At 69.2% G+C, this 25,101-nt stretch carries 22 protein-coding genes; 13 read left to right on the top strand and 9 right to left on the bottom strand.

Going from position 1 to position 25,101, the window contains the following annotated elements:
* Positions 1-143: 143 nt before the first annotated feature.
* The gene (locus tag ABZ642_RS05710) at positions 144-1,553 is read right to left on the bottom strand and encodes a cation:dicarboxylase symporter family transporter (protein WP_360477639.1); all 1,410 of its coding nucleotides are present in this window, start codon (positions 1,551-1,553) and stop codon (positions 144-146) included.
* A gap of 121 nt (positions 1,554-1,674) precedes the next feature.
* Here ABZ642_RS05710 and ABZ642_RS05705 point away from each other — a divergent pair, with 121 nt between their 5' ends.
* Positions 1,675-3,312 (top strand): sensor histidine kinase, encoded by a 1,638-nt coding sequence (locus ABZ642_RS05705; RefSeq protein WP_360477554.1) that lies wholly within the window; start codon positions 1,675-1,677, stop codon positions 3,310-3,312.
* Complete coding sequence (locus tag ABZ642_RS05700) at positions 3,309-4,001, top strand: response regulator (RefSeq protein ID WP_360477551.1); 693 nt, start codon at positions 3,309-3,311, stop codon at positions 3,999-4,001. The genes ABZ642_RS05705 and ABZ642_RS05700 overlap by 4 nt, the downstream gene beginning before the upstream one ends.
* Positions 4,002-4,066: 65 nt before the next feature.
* Here ABZ642_RS05700 and ABZ642_RS05695 read toward each other — a convergent pair whose 3' ends face one another.
* Positions 4,067-4,627 (bottom strand): hypothetical protein, encoded by a 561-nt coding sequence (locus ABZ642_RS05695; protein ID WP_360477548.1) that lies wholly within the window; start codon positions 4,625-4,627, stop codon positions 4,067-4,069.
* 121 nt (positions 4,628-4,748) lie between these two features.
* On the opposite strand from ABZ642_RS05695, the gene ABZ642_RS05690 reads away from it, so the two are divergent.
* From ABZ642_RS05690 to ABZ642_RS05680, 3 genes are all read left to right on the top strand, one after another.
* Entirely contained in the window at positions 4,749-5,597 is an 849-nt protein-coding gene (locus ABZ642_RS05690; protein ID WP_360477545.1) for a 5'-methylthioadenosine/S-adenosylhomocysteine nucleosidase, read from the top strand.
* Between the two features lie 301 nt (positions 5,598-5,898).
* The gene (locus tag ABZ642_RS05685) at positions 5,899-6,342 is read left to right on the top strand and encodes a hypothetical protein (RefSeq protein WP_360477542.1); all 444 of its coding nucleotides are present in this window, start codon (positions 5,899-5,901) and stop codon (positions 6,340-6,342) included.
* The gene (locus tag ABZ642_RS05680; protein WP_360477539.1) at positions 6,339-8,633 is read left to right on the top strand and encodes a tetratricopeptide repeat protein; all 2,295 of its coding nucleotides are present in this window, start codon (positions 6,339-6,341) and stop codon (positions 8,631-8,633) included. Before ABZ642_RS05685 ends, ABZ642_RS05680 begins: the two co-directional genes overlap by 4 nt.
* 4 nt (positions 8,634-8,637) lie before the next feature.
* On the opposite strand, the gene ABZ642_RS05675 is transcribed toward ABZ642_RS05680, so the two are convergent.
* Entirely contained in the window at positions 8,638-9,090 is a 453-nt protein-coding gene (locus tag ABZ642_RS05675) for a PPOX class F420-dependent oxidoreductase (protein WP_360477536.1), read from the bottom strand.
* Between the two features lie 138 nt (positions 9,091-9,228).
* On the opposite strand from ABZ642_RS05675, the gene ABZ642_RS05670 reads away from it, so the two are divergent.
* The 4 genes from ABZ642_RS05670 (at position 9,229) to ABZ642_RS05655 (ending at position 13,170) form a co-directional block, all read left to right on the top strand.
* Positions 9,229-10,596 (top strand): extracellular solute-binding protein, encoded by a 1,368-nt coding sequence (locus ABZ642_RS05670; RefSeq protein ID WP_360477533.1) that lies wholly within the window; start codon positions 9,229-9,231, stop codon positions 10,594-10,596.
* A gap of 44 nt (positions 10,597-10,640) precedes the next feature.
* On the top strand, positions 10,641-11,513 hold the full coding sequence (locus ABZ642_RS05665; protein ID WP_360477530.1) for a sugar ABC transporter permease: 873 nt from the start codon (positions 10,641-10,643) through the stop codon (positions 11,511-11,513).
* A 9-nt stretch (positions 11,514-11,522) separates the two neighbouring features.
* A complete protein-coding gene (locus tag ABZ642_RS05660; RefSeq protein ID WP_360477527.1) occupies positions 11,523-12,353 on the top strand; it encodes a carbohydrate ABC transporter permease in 831 nt (276 codons plus the stop codon).
* A gap of 100 nt (positions 12,354-12,453) precedes the next feature.
* Positions 12,454-13,170 carry a helix-turn-helix transcriptional regulator gene (locus ABZ642_RS05655; RefSeq protein ID WP_360477524.1) on the top strand — a complete coding sequence of 239 codons (717 nt, stop codon included), beginning with the start codon at positions 12,454-12,456 and terminating at the stop codon, positions 13,168-13,170.
* A 13-nt stretch (positions 13,171-13,183) separates the two neighbouring features.
* On the opposite strand, the gene ABZ642_RS05650 is transcribed toward ABZ642_RS05655, so the two are convergent.
* Positions 13,184-14,209 carry an ATP-dependent 6-phosphofructokinase gene (locus ABZ642_RS05650; protein ID WP_360477520.1) on the bottom strand — a complete coding sequence of 342 codons (1,026 nt, stop codon included), beginning with the start codon at positions 14,207-14,209 and terminating at the stop codon, positions 13,184-13,186.
* A gap of 187 nt (positions 14,210-14,396) precedes the next feature.
* Between ABZ642_RS05650 and pta the strand changes: the two genes are divergently transcribed.
* The 3 genes from pta to pyk all read left to right on the top strand — a co-directional run bounded on the left by pta (position 14,397) and on the right by pyk (position 19,217).
* On the top strand, positions 14,397-16,502 hold the full coding sequence (gene pta, locus ABZ642_RS05645) for a phosphate acetyltransferase (RefSeq protein ID WP_360477517.1): 2,106 nt from the start codon (positions 14,397-14,399) through the stop codon (positions 16,500-16,502).
* A complete protein-coding gene (locus ABZ642_RS05640) occupies positions 16,499-17,716 on the top strand; it encodes an acetate kinase (protein WP_360477514.1) in 1,218 nt (405 codons plus the stop codon). The genes pta and ABZ642_RS05640 overlap by 4 nt, the downstream gene beginning before the upstream one ends.
* Positions 17,717-17,789: 73 nt before the next feature.
* On the top strand, positions 17,790-19,217 hold the full coding sequence (pyk, locus tag ABZ642_RS05635) for a pyruvate kinase (RefSeq protein WP_360477511.1): 1,428 nt from the start codon (positions 17,790-17,792) through the stop codon (positions 19,215-19,217).
* 197 nt (positions 19,218-19,414) lie between these two features.
* Here the strand turns inward: pyk and ABZ642_RS05630 are convergent, their stop codons facing one another.
* The 4 genes from ABZ642_RS05630 to ABZ642_RS05615 all read right to left on the bottom strand — a co-directional run bounded on the left by ABZ642_RS05630 (position 19,415) and on the right by ABZ642_RS05615 (position 23,761).
* Complete coding sequence (locus tag ABZ642_RS05630; protein WP_360477508.1) at positions 19,415-20,791, bottom strand: hypothetical protein; 1,377 nt, start codon at positions 20,789-20,791, stop codon at positions 19,415-19,417.
* Complete coding sequence (locus ABZ642_RS05625) at positions 20,781-21,359, bottom strand: DUF6114 domain-containing protein (protein WP_360477506.1); 579 nt, start codon at positions 21,357-21,359, stop codon at positions 20,781-20,783. The genes ABZ642_RS05630 and ABZ642_RS05625 overlap by 11 nt, the downstream gene beginning before the upstream one ends.
* 142 nt (positions 21,360-21,501) lie before the next feature.
* The gene (locus ABZ642_RS05620) at positions 21,502-22,149 is read right to left on the bottom strand and encodes a DUF6230 family protein (protein WP_360477503.1); all 648 of its coding nucleotides are present in this window, start codon (positions 22,147-22,149) and stop codon (positions 21,502-21,504) included.
* A 634-nt stretch (positions 22,150-22,783) separates the two neighbouring features.
* On the bottom strand, positions 22,784-23,761 hold the full coding sequence (locus ABZ642_RS05615) for a tetratricopeptide repeat protein (protein WP_360477500.1): 978 nt from the start codon (positions 23,759-23,761) through the stop codon (positions 22,784-22,786).
* Between the two features lie 232 nt (positions 23,762-23,993).
* Between ABZ642_RS05615 and ABZ642_RS05610 the strand changes: the two genes are divergently transcribed.
* Positions 23,994-24,626: a TetR/AcrR family transcriptional regulator gene (locus ABZ642_RS05610; protein WP_360477497.1), complete on the top strand. Its 633-nt coding sequence runs from the start codon at positions 23,994-23,996 to the stop codon at positions 24,624-24,626.
* 36 nt (positions 24,627-24,662) lie between these two features.
* Here the strand turns inward: ABZ642_RS05610 and ABZ642_RS05605 are convergent, their stop codons facing one another.
* Positions 24,663-25,070 carry a DUF6086 family protein gene (locus tag ABZ642_RS05605; RefSeq protein ID WP_360477494.1) on the bottom strand — a complete coding sequence of 136 codons (408 nt, stop codon included), beginning with the start codon at positions 25,068-25,070 and terminating at the stop codon, positions 24,663-24,665.
* Between the last annotated feature and the right edge of the window lie 31 nt (positions 25,071-25,101).

Raw genomic sequence — 25,101 nt, 5'->3', positions numbered from 1 at the left:
CCCGGTTCAGGCGGGGCCGGGCGTCCGACGGTTCAGGAGCGCCCCGAAGGGGCGCGGGCCGTATCGATGTGCGGCTCCGCCGCGTGGGCGCGACCAGCCACACACGGCGCGCGGCCACGCACCCACAGCGGCCGGGCAGACGCTCAGGCCTTCGCCAACTCCTCCCGCTGCTCGGGCAGCTCGGGGGTGCCCTGCTCCCCGTCGTCCAGCAGCGTCTTCTCGTCGAACGGCAGCTCACCCGCGAGCACCTGCCGCACGCGACCCTTGTCGATCTCCTTCGTCCACGTGCCGATCAGCACCGTCGCGACCGCGTTGCCGGCGAAGTTCGTCAGCGCGCGGGCCTCGCTCATGAACCGGTCGATGCCGACGATCAGACCGACGCCGTCCACCAGCGCGGGCTTGTGCGACTGCAGACCACCGGCCAGCGTGGCCAGACCGGCGCCGCTGACACCCGCCGCACCCTTCGAGGCCAGCAGCAGGAAGAGCAGCAGCGGGATCTGCTCACCGACCGACATCGGCGTACCGAGGGCGTCGGCGATGTACAGCGACGCCATCGTCATGTAGATCATCGTGCCGTCGAGGTTGAAGGAGTACCCCGTCGGAACGGTGATACCGACGACCGGCTTGCTGACGCCCAGGTGCTCCATCTTCGCGATGAGCCGGGGCAGCGCGGACTCGGACGAGGAGGTGGACAGGATCAGCAGGAACTCGCGGGCGAGGTATTTGAACAGGGAGAAGATGTTCAGCCCGGCGATGGCCCGGAGCAGCGCGCCCAGCACCACGAAGACGAACAGCACACAGGTGATGTAGAAGCCGAGCATCAGCACGGCGAGGCTCTTGAGCGCGTCGAGCCCGGCGGAGCCGACGACGGCCGCGATGGCGCCGAACGCACCGATCGGCGCGGCCCACATGATCATGCCCAGGATGCGGAAGACGAGCCGCTGGATGTGCTCGATACCGCGCAGCACCGGCTGCCCGGCCGACCCCATGGCCTGCAACGCGAACCCGGCGAGCAGCGCGATCAGCAGCGTCTGCAGCACCTGGCCCTCGGTGAAGGCGGAGACGAACGTGGTCGGAATGATCGACAGCACGAAGTCGACGCCGCCGAGCGCCTCGGAGTCCACCTGGGCGTGTCCGGTGGCCTTGAGGGCGTTGGTGATGTGCAGCCCGTCACCGGGGTGCAGGATGTTGCCCACGACCAGGCCGATGGTGAGCGCGACCAGCGACATCACCAGGAAGTAGCCGAGCGCGATACCGCCCACGGCACCGACCTTGGCGGCCTTTCGCACGGAGCCGATCCCGAGCACGATCGTGCAGAAGATGATCGGCGAGATCATCATCTTGATCAGGTTGACGAAACCGGTTCCGAGGGGCTTGAGCTCGACACCGGCGTCGGGCCAGATGAGCCCCACGGCGATGCCCAGCGCGACCGCGGCGATCACGGCGATGTACAGGTAATGGGTACGGTCCCGCTTCACAGCGGGTGCGGCAGGTGCCGTACTGGGGGTGCTTGCGGCGGCCACGGCTGCCCTCCTTGACGTCTTCGTCGGCATCACCGGCGTGCGGCTCACGTCCGGGGGATATGGGGGTTGCCGTGACTATCTCCCGCTCTGTGAGCCCGGTCACCCTTCCGTTCATTTAGTTCATCGTTAACCCGAGAGGCACACTGCTGACATGCGTCTCCCGACCGTCCCCCGCCCCCGCAGCCTGGCCGGCCAGCTCTTCGCCATGCAGGCCGTGCTGATAGCGGTGCTGGTCGCCGGGTACGCGCTCTTCACGTACGTGAGCGACCGCCACCAGGCGGAGGCGGCGGCGGGCCGGCAGGCGGCGGCGGTGGCGCGGTCGGTCGCCGACGCCCCCTCGGTCCGTACCGCGATCCACACGCCGGACCCCTCGAAGGAACTGCAGCCGTACGCCCTCCAGGTCATGCGGGACACCGAGGTCGACTTCATCACGATCATGACCCCGGGCGGCATCCGCTGGACCCACCCCGACAAGAACGAGATCGGCAGGCACTACCTGGGTCATATCGAGGCGGCCCAGCACGGCCACACCTACAGCGAGACCTACAAGGGCACCCTCGGCCTGTCGGTGCGCACGGTGACGCCGGTCCTGGACAACGGCCGGGTGATCGGCCTGGTGAGCGCCGGCATCAAGGTGGAGGCGATCAGCCAGCGGGTCCAGGAACAGGTGACGGCGCTGCTGGGAGTGGCCGCGGGCGCACTGACGCTGGGCGCGATCGGCACGTACGTGATCAACGCGCGCCTGCGCCGCCACACGCACAACATGAACGCGGCGGAGCTGAGCCGGATGCACGACTACCACCAGGCGGCGCTGCACGCGGTCCGCGAGGGCCTGCTGATGCTGGACGGCCAGTTCCGGGTGGCACTGATCAACGACGGGGGCCGGGAGCTGCTGGGGGTGGGCCCGGAAGGGGAGGTCGTGGGCCGCTCGGTGGCGGAACTGGGCCTGCCGGCGCCGCTGACGGGCGCGCTGCTGGCCTCCGAGCCCCGGGTGGACGAGGTGCATCTGACGGCGGACCGGGTGCTGGTGCTGAACACCTCGCCGGTGTCGGGCGGCGAGCGCCGCGGCACGGTGGTCACCCTCCGGGACGTCACCGAACTCCAGGCGCTGATGGGCGAGCTGGACTCGGAGCGGGGCTTCACGCAGGCGCTGCGCTCCCAGGCGCACGAGGCGGCGAACCGCCTGCACACCGTGGTCTCCCTGATCGAGCTGGGGAGGGCTTCGGAGGCCGTCGACTTCGCCACGGCCGAACTGGAACTGGCGCAGGCGCTGACCGACCAGGTGGTGGCGGCGGTCAGCGAGCCGGTCCTCGCCGCCCTGCTGCTGGGCAAGACGGCCCAGGCGAACGAGCGGGGCGTGGAACTGGTGGTCTCGGACGAGAGCCGGCTGGATGACGGTTTGCTACCGGAGAGCCTGTCGGCGCGCGATCTGGTCACCATCCTCGGCAACCTGATCGACAACGCGGTGGACGCGGCCCAGGGGACGGTCCGGGCGCGCGTGACGGTGACCGCGTACGCGGACGATGCCGATGACGATGCCGAGCTGGTGATGAGGGTGGCGGACACGGGTGCGGGGGTCGACCCCGCACATGCCGAACTGGTCTTCCAGCGCGGCTTCTCGACCAAGCCGGCGGGGCCGGGCGGACGAGGGCTCGGGCTGGCGCTGGTCCGCCAGGCGGTGACCCGGCTGGAGGGCACGCTGACCGTGACGGAGGCGCCGGAGGGCGGAGCGGTGTTCGAGGTGCGGTTGCCACTGCGGGCGTCGCTGGCGGGGGGCGAGGCCCGATGACCGGGGAGCCGATCAGAGTCCTGGTCGTCGAGGACGATCCGGTGGCGGCGGACGCGCACGTCATGTACGTGGGCCGGGTGCCGGGATTCGTGGCGGTGGGGAAGGCGCACAGCGGGGCGGAGGCGCGCCGGATCCTCGACCGCACACCGGTGGACCTGCTCCTGCTGGACCTGCACCTGCCGGACGTGCACGGCCTGCAGTTCGCCCGCTCGCTGCGGGCGGCCGGTCATCAGGCGGACGTCATAGCGGTGACGTCGGCGCGGGACCTGGCGGTGGTGCGGGAGGGCGTCTCGCTGGGGGTTGTCCAGTACGTCCTGAAGCCGTTCACCTTCGCGACGCTCCGGGACCGGCTGACCCGGTACGCGGAGTTCCGGGCGGCGGCGGGCGAGGCGAGCGGCCAGGACGAGGTGGACCGCGCGCTGGCCGCACTCCGGGCGCCCTCGTCGCCCGCGGCACTTCCGAAGGGGCTCAGCGCGCCGACGCTGGAGCGGGTGACGGTCGCGCTGCGGGAGTCGGAGGAGGGACTGACCGCGGCGGCGTTGGCGGAGCACGTGGGGATCTCCCGGATCACGGCACGGCGGTACCTGGAGCACCTGGTGGAGGCGGGGACGGCGGGGCGGAGTCCGTTGTACGGGCAGGTGGGGAGGCCGGAGCTGGTTTATCGGTGGGGGCGGGGGCAAAGCCGGTAAAGCCGCTCTCATGCGCCGTTCCGTCCCCGGTGCCCCCTGGATACGTGGGCATCAACGGTACGGCGTCAGCCCGCAGTCCGTACTGCTCTTGCCGGCCTCATGTACAGCAGGACCTGCACCCCGAGCCCCACCACCGCGAGCGCCTCCACCACCGACAGTCCGACCAGCAATCCGCCGCCGTCCCCGCCGGCCCAGAACACGACCAGCGCGGCCAGCGGCACCGCGCAGAACGCCGTCAGATCGATCACGGCCTGGATCGTCTTGCGGGTCCGCCGCCGGACATCGGTCCGGTGATAGGCCTCCCAGCCGAAGGTGCTGAAATCCCCGCCCTCAGGGGCCAGTTGGGCGAGCCGGGGCCCCAACTCGTCCCGCACGTAGAGCCCGATCGCCGAGATCTTCTCGTCGTTGACCAGGTACGTCCACCCGAGCACCACACACACCGGCGGCAACGCCAGCAGCATCGACGCCTGTTTGGCCTGCGCGGCCGCCGCGATGACGGCCGCGACCACCGCGAGCGTCACGTACAGCAGGTTGTCCCGGAACCCGATCCGCGCCTTCTGCTCGTCCTTGACCGTCTGGTACTCGGCGAGCAGCAACTGCCCGACGGTTATCCCTTGCTCCGGCATACGGCTCTCCCCACCCGACGCGCCGACTCACGCCGGACGACCATACCCGCGCCGATCTGGTCTTATTACGGCAGTCGCCAACAGACCTGTGGACCGGACAGCCTGGCGCTACCGTTGACAAATGCCCGCGAAGCGACCGCGTCCCACCGCCGCAGCCGTCATCCTCACCGCTCTGCCGGAGGAGTACGACGCCGTGCGCGTCCATCTCGTCGACGCCGAGGACATCGTCCACCCCAGGAACGGCACCCGGGCCGAACTCGGCCGGCTCGCGGACACCGCCTGGACCGTGGCGCTCGCCGAGCTGGGCGTGGGTGCTCTGAACGCCGCCTCGCTCACCACTCAGATCGTCGACTGGCTCGACCCCGAGGCGGTGCTCTTCGTCGGCGTCGCGGGCGGCCTCAAGGACGACATCGAGATCGGTGACGTCGTGGTCGGTACGAAGGTGTACGCGATCCACGGCGGCAAGCAGACCCCGGAGGGCTTCCAGGCGCGCCCCGAGATGTGGGTCGGCTCGCACCGGTTGGTCCAGGCGGCGCGCTCCGCGCTGCGGGACATGCCGGACGTACGAGGGCACCGCAAGCCGATCGCCGTCGGCGATGTCGTCCTGGCCGACGACAGATCGGCCTTCGCCGCCCACATCCGCCACCACTACAACGACGCCTGCGCGATCGAGATGGAGGGCTCGGGCGCCGCGCACGCGGCCCACCTGAACGGCCAGTTGGACACCCTGGTGATCCGGGGCATCAGCGACCTCGCCAACGCCGACAAGCACACGGCCGACGCCTCCGGCTCGCAGATCCTCGCCGCCGAACGGGCCGCGTCGGTGGCGGTGGAGGTCCTGCGCAAGCACCAGCCCCGGGAGTCCTCCGACTCCGAGGAGGATCCCCAAGAACGGTACGGGGGCGACCACATCGACTTCAGGGGCGGCACCTTCCACGGCCCCGTCATCGGCAAGCAGACCGGACGCTAGCGGCACGGGCACGGCGCGGATGGCCGCCCGCGGGACCCGGCAACCGGCCGCACCCGCAGGCGACGTGAAGCTGTAGGCGAGCGGGTCCAGAGCGGGTGCCACCACATCCGAGACGTCCGTGTCGACTCCACGATCACGGCGTCGGCCCGTGCCGACGCCGACGGCGTCTGGGCCCGAAAGCGGCCAGGAGACCATTTCGCACAAACACGGGCGTGCTACCCCCTTTCGCCATTACGCTGATCCACCAGGTTCTGACACCAGGCCAGGTACGGGGGGATGGTCGAGCGTGATCTCATCCGCAATGTCAACGGGGGACGGCAGCATCCGCGTCGAGGTCGCCGGCCCGGTCCAGCAGATTCCCGCGGCCACCGAGGATCTGCTGCGGTGGCTCAGCGAACAGCCGGCCCTGCGCGGACGGGCCACCCCGGTGCTCTCTTCGGTGGGTCCAGGCCACATGGCCGGAGGCGGGCTGATCGAGGCGCTGACCGTGGCCGTCGGGGCGGGAGGAGCTGTCACGGTGCTGGCTCAGGCTCTCGTCGTCTGGGCCAGGCAGCCCCGCGGCAGCGAGGTGCGCATCCGGCTCGTGGCAGCCGACGGGACCCGCACGGAGATCGACACCGATCGGTTCCAGGACGTCGAGGTCGTGATCAAAGCCGCGGCACAGGCCCACGCAGCTGCTGCCGGCCGCCCGGCCCCGGCCCCTTCACAGGCATCCGACAACGACGGCCAAGGCGGTGCGGCGTGAACGACTCCCCGGTCACCTCGCGGCTGCCCGACGCCGCCGCCTCACGTGCGGTGCTGATCGGCGTCGGCCACTACGACGCCGCAGGCCTGGACGATCTGCCCTCGGTCAATCGCGGAGTCAGGGCGCTGCATGCCACGCTGACCGATCCGCACGAGGGCGTGTTCGCCGCCGACCGCTGCACCCTGGTCGAGGACCCCCGCGATCAGACAGCTCTTGCCCAGCCCCTGTTGACCGCCGCCGCGGCGGCAACCGACGTGTTCCTCGTCTACCACTCCGGCCACGGTCTGATCGCCGGCCGCGAGCGGGAGCTGTACCTCGCGCTCTCGGGCACCGATCCCGACATCGCCGAGTTCACCGCGATGCCCTACCGGCTGATACGAGAGGCGTTCCACCGCACCCCGGCGCGCTCCCGCATCCTGATCCTCGACAGCTGCCACTCCGGTCGGGCCATCTCCGGCGTCATGGCAGCGACCGAGAGTTCGCTCATGGGCCAGGTGGACATCGACGGCACCTACGTCATGACGTCGGTCCCCGCGATGGCCCTCGCGCAAGCGCCGGACGGTGACACCTACACCACCTTCACCGGCGCACTCCTCGACGTCCTGCGGCGCGGTGTCCCCCAAGGGCCCGAACTGCTCAGCCTGGGCGCCATCTACGCCGAGTTGCACCGCCTCTTCGCCTCACTCGGCCTGCCCCTGCCGCAACAGGCGTCCGAGCGGACGGCAGCCATGGTGGCGCTCGCCCGCAACAGCCCCCGCCCAGGTGACGTCGAGCAGCAGGACGAGCTGCCCGTCCTCAAGGACCTCCTTGAGGAGATCCGCAAGCTCGGCTCCACAAGCCCGGGCTACCGGGCCGCCTTCGAACTGGCGAGGAAGGAGGCGTCGCGGCGCACGGTACGACTGGGCGCGGACCATCCGGAGACGCTCTCATTGCGCGAATCCATGGCGGTCTGGCTGAAGTTCGGGACGCCGGAGGAGATCAAGACCGCGATCGGGCTGTCACGCGCCGTGGTAGCCGACCGTGAACGCGTCCTGGGCGCGGCGGACGACAAGACCCTGGCCAGCCAGGTCACCCTCGCCGGCCACCTCTTCAGCGACGGGCAGACCGGTGCCGCGTTCGACCTCCTGGCATCGGTCCGCGACATCAGGGCGAGAGTCTTCGGCGCCGACCACATCGAGACCCTCCGCGTGGAGGAGACCATCGGCTTCCACAAGACGGAACTGGGCCGGTACGACGAAGCTGTAGAGATCTACCGGGAGTTGATGCCTCGCTACACCTCCACGGTGGGCTGGAAGTCGCCTTCCACACTGCGCTGTCTGATGTCCTTCGCCTGGAACGTCAAGGCATCGGGACAGCCGATCGCGGCGATGGATCTGTACCGCCAGGGTGTCGAGCTGTCCACAGAGATACACGGCGGTGAAGCGGAACAGACCCTGGGCCTGCGCTTGGAACAGCTGGCGTGCGCGATGGAGGCAGGCGACGCCGAGCAGGCCCTTCGGCTCGCGCTGGACCTGCTTCCCGTGCAGGAGCGGGTCACCGGCCCGGAGAGCCCCGACGCCGTGCAGATCCGCCTGTTCATGGTGGCCGTCTTCCTCGATACCGGCGACTTCGCGAGGGCGGTGACCGAGGCCAGGGCGGTGTGCCGGGCCAACGAACGGCGCCAGGTCAGCAACAGCGAAGCCGGGTTCCACGGACGCCTCAGACTCGCGCAAGCGCTGCATGGGAACGGCGAGGCCCATGCGGCGATCAACGTACTGCAGTCCCTCACCGACGACATGCGAAACACCGAGGGATTCGGCGCCGAACACCCCAAAGCGCTGACCAGCGCGCGATTGATGGCTGACTGGACGGGCGATCTCGGGCACCACGCGCGAGCGCTGCGGATGTACCAGCAGATCGTGGAGACCGAATCCCGCACGCTGCCACGTGAGGATCTCCAAGCCCTGCAGAGCCGGATAAACCTGGCCTACTACACCGCGGGCACCGGTGACCACCCGGCCGCCTCGGTTCTGTACACCGACATCATCGACGACTGCGCCTGGCTCCTCGGCCGGGACCATCGAGTGACGCTGAATCTCCGCCGCGACCAGGCCGTGTCCATCGGCGAGACAGGTGACACCGTACGGGCGACGAACCTTCTGGCGGGTGTCAAGGCCGATCAGATCCGCGCCCTGGGTGAGAAGGACCAGGACGTTCACCACACCGAACTCGCACTGATCAAGTGGCGCATCGCCCTACCCAAAGGGCCGTACGCGCCTCCCGTTCCCGGCTGGCTGCCCCCGGCCGACTAGCCCCCTACCCCTCCAACACGCCCGGCCGGAACGGCTCCACCCCGACCACCCGTCGTACCTTCACCGGCTCGATCAGCAGCATCACCCGCCGCTCCCCGGGCAGCAGCCACGGATACCGGTCCTCCCCGATGTACTTGCGGGTCAGCCGGTCCATGGAACGCTCCGCCTCCTCGCCCTCCACGAACCGCACCACGCGCCCCCGGATCTCCACCCGGTCGTAGGGGTTCTCCGGGTCGTGGTGCGAGAGCGAGACGCCGGGGTTGCGCCGCAGGTTCTCCTCCTTCACGCGCCCGATCGCCGTGTTGACCATGACGTGGTCGCCCTCCAGGTCCACCCACATGGGCGACACCTGCGGCGCACCGTCCGGCCCGACGGTCGCGAGATGCCAGAAGTTCGGCGCCAGCAGCCGCTCACGAACGTACTCGTCCAGGTTGCCTGTCCGGTCCACGGAATACATGGGGGCATCCTCACCCCCTCCGTCTCCCAGCAAACCCCCGCAGACGCATTGACCTGACTAGACCACTCCACTTACCTTCACTCGGCAAGAGACGAACCCCCAGGCCACAGCGCAGTGGCCGCCGAGGAGGTCGTGCCCGTGCGCCCCACCGCCGTCAGCATCCTTGCCCTCTCCCTCGTCACCGCCGCCGCTTCCCTCACCGCGTGCGGCAGCGGGTCCGGGAGCAGCCCCGACACCGTGAAGATCTCCTTCAAGCAGTCCACGGACAACTCCATCAAGGTGATGGACACGTATCTCGCGGACATCAAGAAGCAGTTCGAGAAGGAGTACCCGGGGAAGAAGGTCGAGCTTGTTCCGATCAAGGCCCCGGACTCCGAGTACTACACGAAGCTCCAGCAGATGCTCCGGTCGCCCCGGACCGCTCCCGACCTGGTCTACGAGGACACCTTCCTCATCAACTCCGACATCACCAGCGGGTATCTCAAGCCCCTCGACTCCTACCTCGACAAGTGGAGCGACTGGGGGCAGTTCATCGACACCGCCAAGGCTGCGGCCCAGGGTGAGGACGGGAAGACGTACGGCGTCCCCGACGGCACCGACACCCGCGGCCTCTGGTTCGACAAGCGGGTGTTCGAGAAGGCCGGGCTGCCCCTGAACTGGCAGCCGAAGAACTGGGACGACGTGCTCGCCGCCGCCCGGACCATCAAGAAGAAGGTCCCCGGCGTCACGCCCCTCAACGTCTACACCGGCAAGCCCGCCGGCGAGGCCGCCACCATGCAGGGCTTCGAAATGCTGCTGTACGGGACCAATGACGGGACCAGCGACCCGCTCTACGACAGGACCAGCAAGAAGTGGGTCGCCGGGAGTCAGGGGTTCAAGGACGCGCTCTCCTTCGTCGAGACCGTGTACAAGGAGAAGCTCGGGCCGGACGTCTCCGACGCCCTCGACCCCAACTTCGGCACCGCCGTGCGCGGTGAACTCCTCCCCCAGGGCAAGCTCGGCATCGACCTGGACGGGTCGTGGCTGCCGCAGGACTGGAACAAGGGCAGCGGGCACGAGTGGGCCGACTGGTCCAAGCAGCTGGGACTGGCGTACATGCCGACCCAGCACGGGCAGGCCCCCGGCAAGGTGAGCATGTCCGGCGGCTGGACCTGGTCCATCCCCGCCAAGGCCGGCAATCCCGACCTGGCCTTCGACTTCATCAAGACCATGCAGACCAAGGCGAACGCCCAGAAGTGGTACATCGCCAACTCGGGGATCGCGGTGCGAAAGGACGTCGCGGGCGATCCTTCGTACGCGTCCGCACAGCCGGGCATCAAGTTCTTCACGGATCTGGTCGCGAGCACCCACTACCGGCCCGCCTACCCGGCCTACCCGAAGGTCTCCACCGCAGTCCAGGAGGCCATGGAGAGCGTGACCACCGGGGACGCGTCCGTGGACAAAGCGGCGGGCCAGTACGACTCGACCCTCAAGGACGTCACCGACAACCAAGTGGTCACCCCGTGAGCCAGTCGGTGAGTGGGGGCGCCGGCCGGTCGGTGACCGGGTCCGTGAGTCATCCCGTGATCACCCGGCGGCTCTTCCGCGCCCTCCCCCTCGCCCCCGCCCTGGCCCTGCTCCTGCTCTTCCTCGGCGGGCCCATCGTCTACTGCGCCTGGATCGCCTTCACCGACCTCCAGCTCACCGGCCAGGCGTACTCCTCCTTCGTCGGTTTCGCCAACTTCCGTACGGCGTTCCACGACGAGGCCTTCCTGAACGCCGTCTGGCTGACCCTCGTCTTCACCGTGCTGTCCGCGCTCGTCGGGCAGAACACGCTGGGGCTGGCGCTCGCCGCGCTGATGCGGCGGGCGTCGAAGCCGGTACGGACGCTGACCGGCGGGATCGTGATCACGGCGTGGGTGCTGCCGGAGGTCGTCGCCGGGTTTCTGCTGTACGCCTTCTTCCGGCGGGAGGGGACGCTCAACGCGATCCTGGACTTCCTCCATCTCCCCTCCCAGAACTGGCTGTTCACCCTGCCCATCCTGGCCGTGTCGTTCGCCAACGTCTGGCGGGGCACCGCCTTCTCGATGCTCGTCTACTCCGCCGCCCTCGACGAGATACCGAACGAGATCGAGGAGTCGGCGGAGGTCGACGGCGCCGGGGGCTGGCGGCGGATGTGGCACATCACGCTGCCGATGATCCGCCGGTCCATCGGGACCAACCTGATGCTCAACACCCTCCAGACCCTCTCCGTCTTCGGGCTCATCTGGGTGATGACCCGGGGCGGCCCCGGCGACAAGAGCCAGACGCTCCCCCTGTTCATGTACGAACAGGCCTTCCAGAACAGCATGATCGGGTACGGAACGGCCGTCGCCCTGCTCCTTCTCCTGGTCGGTTCGCTCTTCTCCGTCGTCTATATGCGGCTGCTGCGCACGGAGGTGTGAAGACAACAGATGCCTCGCAACCGCCGGCGCTCGCGCCGCCTCGCCGCCGACCTCGGGCTCCTGGTCGTGGCCGCCGCCTTCGTGCTGCCGCTCGCCTGGGTGCTGCTCTCCGCCGTCGATCCGCACGCCGGTCTCCGGGTGCGGATCCCGGACGGGTTCACCTTCGCCAACTTCGACGCGATCCTCACCCCCGACATCACCTACACCCCGCTTCTCAACAGCCTGATCCTCTGCGGCGGCGCCACCGCGCTCACCGTCGTCTGTGCCGCCCTCGCCGCCTACCCGCTCTCCCGCTACCGCTCCCGGCTCAACCGGCCGTTCCTGCTGTCCATCCTCTTCGCGACCAGCCTGCCGATCACCGCGATCATGGTGCCGGTGTACGCCCTGTTCGTACGGATCAACCTCATCGACACCCTGCAGGGCACCATCCTGTTCTTCGCCGCCTCCCAACTCCCCTTCGCCATCTGGCTGATGAAGAACTTCATGGACGGCGTGCCGAAGGAGCTGGAGGAGGCCGCCTGGACGGACGGCGCCAACTCCGCCCAGTCGCTGGTGCGGATCGTGCTGCCGCTGATGGGGCCGGGGCTCGCCGTCGTCACCGTCTTCGCCTTCGTGATGATGTGGGGCAACTTCTTCGTCCCCTTCATGCTGCTGCTCTCGCCGGACCAGATGCCCGCCTCGGTCAGCATCAACGACTTCTTCGGCAACCGTGGCATGGTCGCCTACGGCCAGCTCGCCGCGTTCTCCGTCATCTACTCGACGCCGGTGATCCTGCTGTACGTCCTGGTGGCACGGCGGCTGGGCGGCGGGTTCGCCCTGGGGGGCGCCGTCAAGGGATGAACAGGTCGGCCGTACGGTCGAATCCGTACGTTCCCACAATCCGTGTTCCTGGCCGAACGGACCGTAGTCAGTGCCCTCGCGCGCGCCTACCTTGTGCGCTGTGCGCCGACCCCCAGCTCTGCCGAACCAGCCCGGTCCCCCCTTCAACGCTCCCGCCGCCCGCAGACTCCGTACCGCCCTCGGGATGGGTCCCGAACACGTGGCCCACCATCTGCGGGTCTCGTACGGGCTGCCGTACGCCACCCCTGATCTCGTCCTCGCCTGGGAGCGCGGGGCACTGATTCCCAGCAGTCCCGAACTCACCGCGCTCTCGGGCGTGTTGTGGTGCTCTCCGGGTGAACTGATCGGCCGGCCGCGGACCTTGCGCGATCATCGCGTCGCCCGTGGGCTGGCACCGGAGGACGTGGCCCTGGCCGTGGGCCTCGAACTCCTCGTCTACCTGGCCATGGAGGAGGACGAGCAGTGGCAGGGCACGGAACGTCAGTCCGCCGCCCTCGCCGACCTGCTCAGGCTCTCCCTGCCGGACTACATCACGGTCACCGGCCGCGAGGAGAAGCTGGCCGAACTGCTGCGCAGCGCGGTCACCACCCGCTGGCAGGCTTACGTCCGCCCGGTGACCAAGGTGGTCCCCCTGGACAGACGCCTGATCGAGCACGTGCTGCGCGGGTTGCACGAGGACTACCAGGGCCGGATGACAGCCACCCTGGCCTGGGGCCCCCCGACCACGACGGCGGAGGACGCCAAGGAGAAGGGCGAGGTGTTCCTCACCGGGATAGTCCCCCGCTTCTGGAACCGGGTCGAGGACCCGACGCCGTAAGGACGACCGCCCTCTAGAAGACCGACTCCGCCTCGTCCATCCGGTCCTTCGGCACCGTCTTCAGCTCGGTCACCGCCTCCGCGAGCGGCACCATCTCGATGTCCGTCCCCCGCAGCGCCGTCATCTTCCCGAAGTCGCCGCGGTGCGCCGCCTCCACGGCGTGCCACCCGAACCGCGTCGCGAGGACCCGGTCGTAGGCGGTCGGCGTGCCGCCCCGCTGGACGTGCCCGAGGATGACCGGCTTGGCCTCCTTGCCGAGCCGTCGCTCCAGCTCGTACGCGAGTGCCGTGCCGATGCCCTGGAAGCGCTCGTGGCCGTACAGGTCGATCTCGCCCTTGCCGTAGTCCATCGTGCCCTCGGCGGGATGCGCGCCCTCGGCCACGCACACCACGGCGAACTTCTTGCCGCGGGAGAACCGCTCCTCGACCATCTTGGCCAGGTCGGCCGGGTCGAAGGGCCGCTCGGGCAGGCAGATGCCGTGGGCGCCCGCCGCCATCCCGGACTCCAGGGCGATCCATCCGGCGTGCCGGCCCATCACCTCGACGACCATCACCCGCTGGTGGGACTCGGCGGTGGTCTTCAGCCGGTCCATCGCCTCCGCGGCGACGCCGACCGCCGTGTCGAACCCGAACGTGCGGTCGGTCGAGGAGATGTCGTTGTCGATGGTCTTCGGGACGCCCACGACCGGCAGGCCGGCGTCGGACAGCATGCGCGCCGCCGTCAGCGTGCCCTCGCCGCCGATCGGGATCAGCACGTCGATGCCGAACTCCTCCGCCATGTCGGTGGCCCGCTCGCAGGCCTCGCGGAGGCGGTCCCGCTCCAGCCGCGACGATCCCAGGATGGTGCCGCCGCGGGCCAGGATGCCGCCGACGGCGTCCAGGTCGAGGGGGCGGTAGTGGCCCTCGAGCAGACCCCGGAAGCCGTCCTCGAAACCGATGACCTCGTCGTCGTACTGTGCGACTGCGCGGTGTACCACCGATCGGATGACGGCGTTCAGGCCGGGGCAGTCGCCGCCTGCGGTGAGAACTCCGATGCGCATGGTGGTGTGTCTCCTGCTCGCTGTCGTTACCGGTGAGCCGATCCGATTGTTTCATGCCGCGCGCGCGGGTGAAGTCCTGACGGGCGCCTTATCCGGCGTCGGGGGTATTGTCAAGAGGGTTCTGCTCACCTCGGTGGGCGATTTTTATGCGGCCGCACAGGAAAATACACAGAGACGGAGTGCACACGTGACGCGCAGCGTGTACGTGACCGGGATCGACCGCGGCGACGGCCGCCAGGTCGTGGAGCTGGGCATGATGGAGCTCCTGACCCGGCAGGTCGACCGGGTCGGCGTCTTCCGCCCCCTCGTCCACGACGGCCCCGACCGTCTGTTCGAGCTGCTGCGTGCGCGGTACCGGCTCTCCCAGGACCCGGCGACCGTCTACGGCATGGACTACCACGAGGCGTCCGCCCTCCAGGCGGAGCGGGGCGCCGACGAACTGGTCTCCACCCTCGTCGACCGGTTCCACCTGGTCGCCCGCGACTACGACGTCGTCCTGGTGCTCGGCACCGACTTCGCCGACACCCAGTTCCCGGACGAGCTGTCCCTCAACGCCCGGCTCGCCAACGAGTTCGGCGCCTCCGTGATCCCGGTGGTCGGCGGCCGCGACCAGAGTGCCGAGTCGGTGCTCGCGGAGACCCGGAACGCGTTCCGGGCGTACGACGGTCTCGGCTGTGACGTGCTGGCGATGGTCGCCAACCGGGTCGCCCGCGAGGACCGGGACGAGATGGCCGAGCGGATCGACGGGCGGCTGCCGGTACCGGTGTACGTGCTGCCGGACGAGCCCGCGCTGTCCGCGCCGACGGTCGCCCAGATCAGCCACGCGCTCGGCGCGAAGGTGCTGCTCGGCGACGACTCGGGGCTGGCCCGGGACACGCTGGACTTCGTCTTCGGCGGCGCGATGCTGCCGAACTTCCTGCCCGCTCTGACCCCGGGCTGCCTGGTGGTGACCCCGGGTGACCGCGCCGACCTGGTCGTCGGCTCGCTCGCCGCGCACAGCGCCGGCACCCCGCCGATAGCCGGCGTGCTGCTCACCCTGAACGAGCGGCCCTCCGACGAGATCCTCACCCTCGCCGCCCGGCTCGCTCCGGGCACCCCGGTCCTCTCGGTGCCCGGCAACAGCTTCCCGACCGCCGCCCGGCTGTTCTCCCTGGAGGGCAAGCTGAACGCGGCCACCCCGCGCAAGGCGGAGACCGCGCTCGGCCTCTTCGAGCGGCATGTCGACACCGCCGGCCTCAACAAGCGGGTCTCGGCGCCGAGCAGCGGCCGGCTCACCCCGATGATGTTCGAGCACAAGCTGCTCGAGCAGGCCCGCTCCGACAAGCGGCGGGTCGTCCTGCCGGAGGGCACCGAGGCACGCGTCCTGCACGCGGCCGAGGTGCTGCTGCGCCGGGGCGTCTGCGACCTGACCCTGCTCGGGCCCGTCGACCAGATCCGCAAGAAGGCCGCCGACCTCGGTATCGACCTCGCGGACGCCCAGCTGATCGACCCGGCCACCTCCGAACTGCGCGACAGCTTCGCCGAGCGGTACGCCCAGCTGCGGGCCCACCGGGGCGTGACGGTGGAACTGGCCTACGACGTGGTCACCGACGTCAACTACTTCGGCACGCTGATGGTCCAGGAGGGACTGGCGGACGGCATGGTCTCCGGGACCGTGCACTCCACGGCGGCGACCATCCGCCCGGCCTTCGAGATCATCAAGACCAAGCCGGGCTCGTCGATCGTCTCGTCGGTGTTCTTCATGTGCCTCGCCGACAAGGTGCTGGTCTACGGCGACTGCGCGGTCAACCCGGACCCGAACGCCGAGCAGCTCGCCGACATCGCCATCCAGTCGGCCGCCACCGCCGCCCAGTTCGGGGTGGAGCCGCGGATCGCGATGCTGTCGTACTCCACGGGTACGTCGGGTTCGGGGGCGGACGTGGACAAGGTGCGGGAGGCGACCGAGCTGGCGCGCTCGCGGCGGCCCGACCTGAAGATCGAGGGGCCGATCCAGTACGACGCGGCCGTGGAGCCGAGCGTCGCGGCCACCAAGCTGCCGGGCTCCGAGGTCGCCGGGCAGGCCAGCGTGCTGATCTTCCCGGACCTCAACACCGGCAACAACACCTACAAGGCCGTGCAGCGGTCGGCCGGCGCGATCGCCGTCGGACCGGTGCTCCAGGGGCTGCGCAAGCCCGTCAACGACCTGTCCAGGGGCGCCCTCGTCCAGGACATCGTCACGACCGTCGCCATCACGGCGATCCAGGCCCAGAACCTCGATCTCGATTCCTCCGACGAGAAGGCGTCCGCCCTGTGAGCCCCACCCGTGTCCTCGTCCTCAACTCCGGCTCCTCGTCGCTGAAGTACCAGTTGCTGGACATGCGGGACAGCAGCCGGCTCGCGGTGGGCCTCGTCGAGCGGATCGGCGAGCAGACCTCGCGGCTCAGGCACACCTGTCTCACCAGTGGGGACAGCCGTGAACACAGCGGGCCGATCGCCGACCACGACGCGGCCCTGAAGGCCGTGTCGGAAGAGCTGTCCAGGGACGGGCTCGGCCTCGACTCGCCGGAGCTGGCGGCGATCGGGCACCGGGTGGTGCACGGCGGGATGTTCTTCACCGAGCCGACCGTCGTCGACGACGAGGTGCTCAGCGAGATCGAGCGGCTGATCCCGGTCGCCCCGCTGCACAACCCGGCCAACCTGACCGGTATCCGTACCGCGCGAGCGCTGCGCCCGGACCTGCCGCAGGTCGCCGTCTTCGACACGGCCTTCCACACGAGCATGCCGGAGTCGGCGGCCCGCTACGCGATCGACCCGAAGATCGCCGACCGGCACCGGATCCGCCGCTACGGCTTCCACGGCACCTCGCACGCCTATGTCTCCCGGGCGACCGCACGGCTGCTGGGGAAGACACCTGAAGAGGTGAATGTCATCGTGCTGCATCTCGGCAACGGGGCGTCCGCCTCGGCGGTCGAGGGCGGCCGGTGCGTGGACACCTCCATGGGGCTGACGCCTTTGGAGGGGCTGGTGATGGGTACGCGTTCCGGTGATCTGGATCCCGCCGTCATTTTCCATTTGGCACGTGTTGGCGGAATGTCCATGGATGAGATCGACACTCTTCTCAACAAGGGGAGCGGTCTGTTCGGACTGTGCGGTGACAACGACATGCGGGAGATCCGGCGCCGGATCGACGAGGGCGACGAACAGGCGAAGCTCGCCTTCGACATCTACATTCACCGTCTGAAGAAGTACATCGGCGCCTACTACGCGGTGCTCGGCCGGGTGGACGCCGTGGCGTTCACGGCGGGGGTCGGCGAGAACGCGGCGCCCGTGCGGGAGGCGGCCGTGGCCGGGCTGGAGGGGCTGGGACTGGCCGTGGACCCTGAGCTGAACGCCGTACGGGCGGACGGGCCACGGCTGATATCGCCGGCCGACGCGCGGGTCGCCGTCGCCGTGGTGCCGACGGACGAGGAACTGGAGATCGCCACCCAGACCTACGCACTGGTCTGTGCGAGCAGAAATAACAGCTGAGCATATCGGCGCCCATTTGTATCTTCCGCCAGACGGAATATTCCGCAGCGAAACAAACCGATAGGATCGCCCCATGCGCCGTTCGAAAATCGTCTGTACTCTCGGCCCCGCGGTCGACACCCACGAGATGCTCGTCGCCATGATCGAGGCCGGCATGAACGTGGCCCGTTTCAATTTCAGCCACGGCTCGCACGCCGAGCACCAGGGCCGCTACGACCGTGTCCGGGCCGCCTCCAAGGAGACCGGCCGGGCCATCGGGGTCCTCGCCGACCTGCAGGGCCCGAAGATCCGTCTGGAGACCTTCGCCGAGGGCCCGGTCGAGCTTGAGCGCGGTGACGAGTTCGTCATCACGACCGAGGACGTCCCGGGCGACAAGCACATCTGCGGTACGACCTACAAGGGCCTGCCGGGCGACGTCTCGCGCGGCGACCAGATCCTCATCAACGACGGCAACGTCGAGCTGAAGGTCCTGGACGTCGAGGGCGCGCGGGTGAAGACCATCGTCATCGAGGGCGGTGTCGTCTCCGACCACAAGGGCATCAACCTGCCCGGCACGGCCGTCAACGTGCCCGCGCTGAGCGAGAAGGACATCGAGGACCTGCGGTTCGCGCTGCGGATGGGCTGCGACCTGGTCGCCCTGTCCTTCGTCCGGGACGCCAAGGACGTCAACGACGTCCACCGGGTCATGGACGAGGAGGGCCGCCGGGTCCCCGTCATCGCCAAGGTGGAGAAGCCGCAGGCGGTGCAGAACATGGAGGACGTCGTGATGGCGTTCGACGGTGTGATGGTCGCCCGTGGCGACCTCGCCGTCGAGTACCCGCTGGAGCGGGTCCCCATGGTGCAGAAGCGCCTGATCGAGCTGTGCCGGCGCAACGCCAAGCCGGTGATCGTGGCGACCCAGATGATGGAGTCGATGATCACCAACTCCCGTCCGACCCGCGCCGAGGCCTCCGACGTGGCCAACGCGATCCTGGACGGCGCGGACGCGGTCATGCTGTCCGCCGAGTCCAGCGTGGGCGCGTACCCGGTGGAGACCGTCAAGACGATGTCGAAGATCGTCTCGGCCGCCGAGCAGGAGCTGCTGAGCAAGGGCCTGCAGCCGCTCGTCCCGGGCAAGAAGCCGCGCACCCAGGGCGGTTCGGTCGCCCGTGCCGCGTGCGAGATCGCCGACTTCCTCGGCGGCCGCGGCCTGGTCGCCTTCACCCAGTCCGGCGACACGGCGCGCCGCCTCTCCCGCTACCGCGCCCAGCAGCCGATCATCGCCTTCACCACCGACGAGAACACCCGCAACCAGCTCACCCTCAGCTGGGGCGTGGAGTCGCACGTGGTGCCGTTCGTGAACACCACCGACGAGATGGTCGACATGGTCGACCAGGAGCTCGCCAAGATCAACCGCTTCAACCCGGGCGACACGGTCATCATCACGGCCGGCTCGCCCCCCGGTGTCTCGGGCACCACCAACATGCTCCGCGTCCACCACATCGGCGGCATCAACAAGTGACGCACCCGTAAGGGGTCTTGTACGACACTGAGGGCGCCCCCTGTGACAGGGGGCGCCCTCGTCGGCCGAGGCCGTCGAAGAGCCCGGTCATCCGGACGTCACCTCCTGTGCCCAGCACTGTGGCCCGGCCCCCGCACGAGGCGGAGGACCGGGCCACAGCTCTGTGCGCGGCTCCCGAACGGGTCTGTGGGTGGCGCTCAGCCGGTTCCGTCGGTGGTGTAGACGTGCATCCCGGGGACGTGCAGGGTGCCGCCGAACTGGGCCGCCTGGACGACCTTCACGTTGGTGAAGTAGATCAGCGGGATGTTCAGCGGCGGCGGGCTGTCCGGGGTGAACGTGATCGGGATCAGACCGAACAGGTTCCCCGAGATGGACTCCGTGTACATCGTGGTGTCGCCGTCGCGGATCGTGGACGTCGAACCGGACGCGGCCTGCACGTGGTAGGTCTTGCCGATGGTCGTGTCCTTGACCGTCTGGTGCAGGTCACCGATGTCGGTGCCGCCGGAGATGACGTACTTCAGCACCTTCTTCGTCTTGCCGCTGGCCGTCTTCACCTCCACGACACCCTGGTAGTCGGCGCTCTTCAGCAGCAGCGAGCTGGCACTCAGGTACCAGGGGTCGTCCGCCACCGGCACCTTGTTGTCGACACCGCTCACGTCGTCGGTGGCGACCTTGCAGTCGTCGGCCGACGCGCCGGAACTCGCGGACGGGCTCGGCGAGGCGCTGGAGGTGGCGTCGCCGGCCGCCTTGGCGGCGTCCTTGGTGACCTCGTCGGCCGCCTTGGTCGCCGTGTCGGTGGTGTCCTTCACGGTGTCCGTGACCGTCTTGGCGGCCTTGGTGACCGTGTCCTTGACGGTGCCGGAGGCGCTGTCGTTCTTGTCCGTGCCCGACGACTTGTCCGTAGCGGACGAGGACGACGCGGAGGCCGACGGCGTCGGGCTCGCGGTGGAGTCCGACGAGGACGAACCCGTCGTGCTGCCGCCGCTGAGGACGCCGGTGATGGCGTCCCCGATGGAGTCCAGCAGGCCGCCGCCGCTGCTCGCGGAGGCGGACGGCGAGGGGGTGGCCGTGCCGTCGGAGCCGGACGAACCCGAGGACGAGCCCGAATCGTCCGACGACGAGGACGACTTGGACGCGGACGGGGTCGGGGTCTTCGCGTCGTCGGAACCTGAATCCGACGACGAGGACTTGCCCGAGTCCTTGTCCGTGCCCGACGACGTCGAGTCCTTGGCGTCGGAGGACGCCGAGGGGGACGGCGTGGCCGAGTCCTTGGCGTCGTCGCTCGCGCTCGCGGAGGGCGAGGCGGAGTCCAGAGCGGAGACGCAGTCCTTGTAGTCCTCCGCAAGGCTCTTCGACGACGTCGACGACGTGTTGTTCGTGTCGGCGATCGCGAGCGTCGACGTGAACCCCATGCCCATGATCACGGCCGTCGGCATCGCCACGGAGGCTATCGCCTTGCCGGCCGGCATGTGGAACCTGGTGAACAGCGGCTTCTTGGGTGCCGCGTGGCGCGGCCCGGTTCTCACACGGGACGCGTCCACATCAGTCCCGTGGGTCACCTCGTCAGCCGGCACTGTGCCTCCCGTTCGCCCCGTTCAGCGGGCTCGTTCCTGACAGGTCATTCGCCTCGCCCACGCCGTCCGAGCCCGTGAAGTGGGCGCCGTCGCCGGGAGTGTGGTCCCCGGCCGGCGGAACGTCGCCCTCCGGCTGCGGCGTACCCGGTGCCCAGGCGACCTCCGGCTGCGGCCCGGCGCCCGGCGCCCAGGCCACGGCCATCGCTCCGCCGATGAGGGCGAAGAGGAAGCCCATGATGAAGCCACCGAAGTTGGACACGGGGAGGGACACCAGCGCCAGCAGGATCGCGGCGACTCCCGCGAACGTGCGGATGTGCTTCTGGAACCAGACGCTGATGCCGAGGACGACGAGCAGCACGCCGATGATCAGGGAACCGGCACCCGCGGTGGTCGCCATGGCCACCGTGAGGTTGCCGATCTGGAGATGCGCGTACGGGAAGTACATGATCGGAAGACCGGCGAGCAGGATGTACAGACCGGCCCAGAACGGCCGCGTGCCCCGCCAGGAGCGGAACTGCAGCCTCCGGCGGCTGAACTGGCCGGGTGCGGCAGGAGTCTCGGCGCTCATGGAAAACAGCTCCCTGGTGCGGCGTTGCTGTGGTGATGGTGCTGTGGTTGGGCGGTGCCGTTGTGGTGCACCGCATGTGAAGACCGCGGGAAGAAGGGGGAGGGCGGGGGTGCCGTCGGCGCCCCCGCCCGTCACGGGGTGCTTAGTAGCACTCCGCACCCTTCGTCGAGATCGACATGTGCAGACCGCTCAGCTTGAAGGTTCCGGCAGTGGTGGCCCACGCCGTCTGCTTCACGCCGGACAGCGAGGCGTGGTCGGCCTCCTGCGCGAACCCGTTCGGGTTCGTCTGCCCGTTCTTCGCCTCGTCCGACTTGATGCCGGGACCCTTGGTCGAGCTGCCGGCCGCGACACCGATGTTGATGTTGGTGAACGTCGCGTCGGCGCTCAGGTCGTCGAGGTCGATGTACAGCTTGCTGGCCTCGACCGGCTTCTTCGCGTCGGTGCCCGCGTGCAGGATCAGGCTGACGTTCCCGAAGATCGGGACGTTCGGCGTGACCACGGACTGGCACAGGTTGGTGATGGTCGCGCTGTTGAACGCGGAGACCGCCACCGGGTGGATCGTCTTGTCGCCCGCGAGGGTGACGCCCGAGTCGACGGCACCGTACTGGACGAAGCCGTCACCTTCGAGCTGGTCGGCCGTGACCTTGAACTGCTGGCCCGACACGCTGAACGACGCGGCGAGAGCGCCCTGCGCGAGGGCGACACCTATACACGCCGTGGCGGCCACGCTGGGCACCATGACCACAGCGAACCGCTTCCATCTGGTCCCGCCACGCACCTGGGACTCCATATTTCCTCCTTCTCGGACGTACATCTCCTGGCCCGGAATCGCCCCCAACGGCGGCTCGGCCGGGCAGGGATGGGAGAAGTGCTACGTCCTCGGAAGGGGAGCGCCCGCACTCGGAGGCACGAACCGCACCTCGATCACCGGCGATCACCCCCGAGCGACAACCACTGGTCGCGCCTGACACGCATCACGCACAACCCTGCTGGACAGGCTCCGCCTCGCGGCGAAGACCCCCCTGCCCAAGAGTCGGCGTCACTGCCGCCGACTCTGCTCGGTGGGGACCCAGATGAGCCCGCGGGCCCGACTGGCGGTCGGGGTACGGCAATGGACCGAGCGTCGCCGATCGTGGTGCATTCTCGCCGCCCGCACAAGGGGCTTCGTTACTGGGTAGTAACGGCCGGATAACCGATGGACGACCCGCTGGTCTCGGAGAGCAACGCTGGGTGGCATCGAGGGGCAAAACAAAGCAGTTGATCCCTGGACAGAACCAGACAGATCAAGGGCCCCGATTTACTGCGAGTAACAGCGACCGCGATTACCAAGATTTGGTAAAGAGCGGCCGCTGTGACCCCGCGTCGGCAAATCTTTCACTCCGGCATCACAGGACGTGACGTTTAGCGACTGGTCAGGACCGTGTTCAGAACAGCGCCCGGGCCAGTGATCGGCGTGCGTCCACCACCAGGGGATCGTCGGTGCCGACGACCTCGAAGAGCTCGAGGAGCCGACGCCGCACGGTGTCCCGGTCGTCCCCGGCGGTCCGCCGCACGGTCTCGATCAGCCGCCCGAAGGCGTCCTTGACATGGCCGCCCACCAGATCCAGGTCCGCGGCCGCGATCTGCGCCTCGACGTCGGCCGGCTTCTCGGCCCCGTCCTTGCGCACCCGCTGCGGGTCCATCCCCTGCACGCGCTTGAGCAACTCGGCCTGGGCCAGTCCCAGTTTGGCCTCGCTGTTGGCCGGGTCGTCGCTCAGCACGTTCTGGTACGCCTGGATCGCACCGCCCAGGTCACCCGCGTCCAGCGCCTGGACGGCGGCTTCGAGAAGCGCGTCGTAGGGACCGGCGGGAATCGCGGGCCCGGCCGCGGGGGCGGCGCCCGGCTGCGCGTCGGGGTCGACGGTCAGGCCGGTCAGCCCGAAGCGCTCCTCGGCGACCTGGATCAACTGGTCGAGGGTGCCGCGGATCTGGTCCTCACCGGCGGCGCCCTGGAAGAGCGGCAGCGCCTGACCGGCGACCACCGCGAACACCGCCGGGATCCCCTGGATCCCGAACTGCTGCATCAGCATCTGGTTGGCGTCGACGTCGATCTTGGCCAGCAGGAAGCGGCCGTTGTACTCGACGGCGAGCCGCTCCAGGACCGGGCTCAGCTGCTTGCAGGGCTGACACCACTCGGCCCAGAAGTCGATGACGACGGGGACTTCGGCGGACCGCTGCAGGACATCGCGCTCGAAGCCGGCTTCGTCGACGTCGATGACCAGGTCGACCGGGGCGACGGCACCGGTTCCACCGTGCCGGGCCGCTTCGGCGCGCGTCTGTTCGGCCTTGGCCTTGGCCTCCTGGGCCGCCTTCACCGCGGCGAGGTCGACGACGCCGCTCATGGACATGTTCCGTGGCTGCATGCGCCTATCCTCCCCCGTTCCCGCGCGTGTGTGAAAAGCGTTGTGAAAGCCAGGCCGAACAAACGTGTGATGTGGGCGCCGGGTCCCCACCCGGCGCCGTGGTCGTCGCCCGTGCGGTCAGCCACGAGCTTTCGCTACGAGTCGTAGCGTAATGCCATGCGGACCCCGCGCGACACCCCTTCCCGGTGATCTCCCTCACGACGTCACATGAACCGCCGGTTATGGTCGTGGGATGCAGAGCCGCACCCCCGCCAGCCGTACCGGCCGCCCGCGCAGCGCCGAAGCGGACGCCGCGATCCTGGCGGCGACCCGGCAGGCGCTGGTGGAACTGGGCTGGTCCAAGCTCACCTTGGGAGACGTGGCGACGCGGGCCGGGGTTGCAAAAACAACCCTCTACCGCCGCTGGGCCGGCAAGAACGAACTCGTCGTCGACGCGGTCGCGGAACTGTTCGACGAACTCGAACTCCCCGACCGGGGCAGCCTCGCCGACGACATCGAGGGCGTGGTGCTGCAGTTCGCGGCGATCCTGGACCGCCCGGAGGCGAAGAGCGGGCTGATGGCGGCGGTGGCCGAGTCGACCCGCGACGACGCGCTGCGGGAACGTATCCGCGCGTCCATCGTGGACCGCCAGAAGCGGCTGGTCCTGGAGGGCCGGGAGCGCGCCCAGCGGCGCGGGGAACTGCCCGAGCAGCCCGACCCGTGCGAGGCGGACCGCACGGCGGACCTCATCTTCGACCTGGTGGCCGGCTCGGTGGTGCACCGCGCCCTGGTGAGCGGCAAACCGGCGGACGAGGAGTGGGTACGCGGCCTGACCAGAATCCTGCTGCTGGGCCTGGCGGGCGCGGCGGACGACGCCAGGACGTGACCGCGGCCGCCACCGCGAAGTCGGCGTCGAGCGCTTTCAGCGGACGACGACGGTGCCGTCACCCATTTCCACGACATGCCCTTGGAGGACGCGGTCCTGGTCACGGGCCCAGTCCACGTAGACGCGCTCCGTCGGCGTGCTCGCGGTGACCACGGCGCCGGACTTGTCGGCCAGCATGATCATCACGGGCAGCAGACCGTCCATCAGCTTGATCATCTCCGGGTGCCCCGTCCTGCCCCGCCTGCGCAGAGCGGCGGTCACGAACTCGCCGTAGAGCCGGGTGTCCATCTGGACCCAGTCACCCGTGATGTCGTGGAGTCCGCTGGGCACCTTGAGGATCCGCGAGCTGAGCGCGTCGACACCGCCCATGAAGAGCTGACCGACGGCGAGCGCCGGTTCCCAGACGTCCTCGTCGGTCTCGGTGACCGTGAATATGTAGCTCATCACGGTCACCGTACGCGGGTGTCGAAGGCCG

Origin of the sequence: Streptomyces sp. NPDC007157, from assembly GCF_040634235.1 — a bacterium.
Lineage (GTDB): Bacteria > Actinomycetota > Actinomycetes > Streptomycetales > Streptomycetaceae > Streptomyces.
The sequence above is the reverse complement of the archived record's forward strand: the minus strand, read 5'-3'. Positions and strand labels throughout refer to the sequence as shown.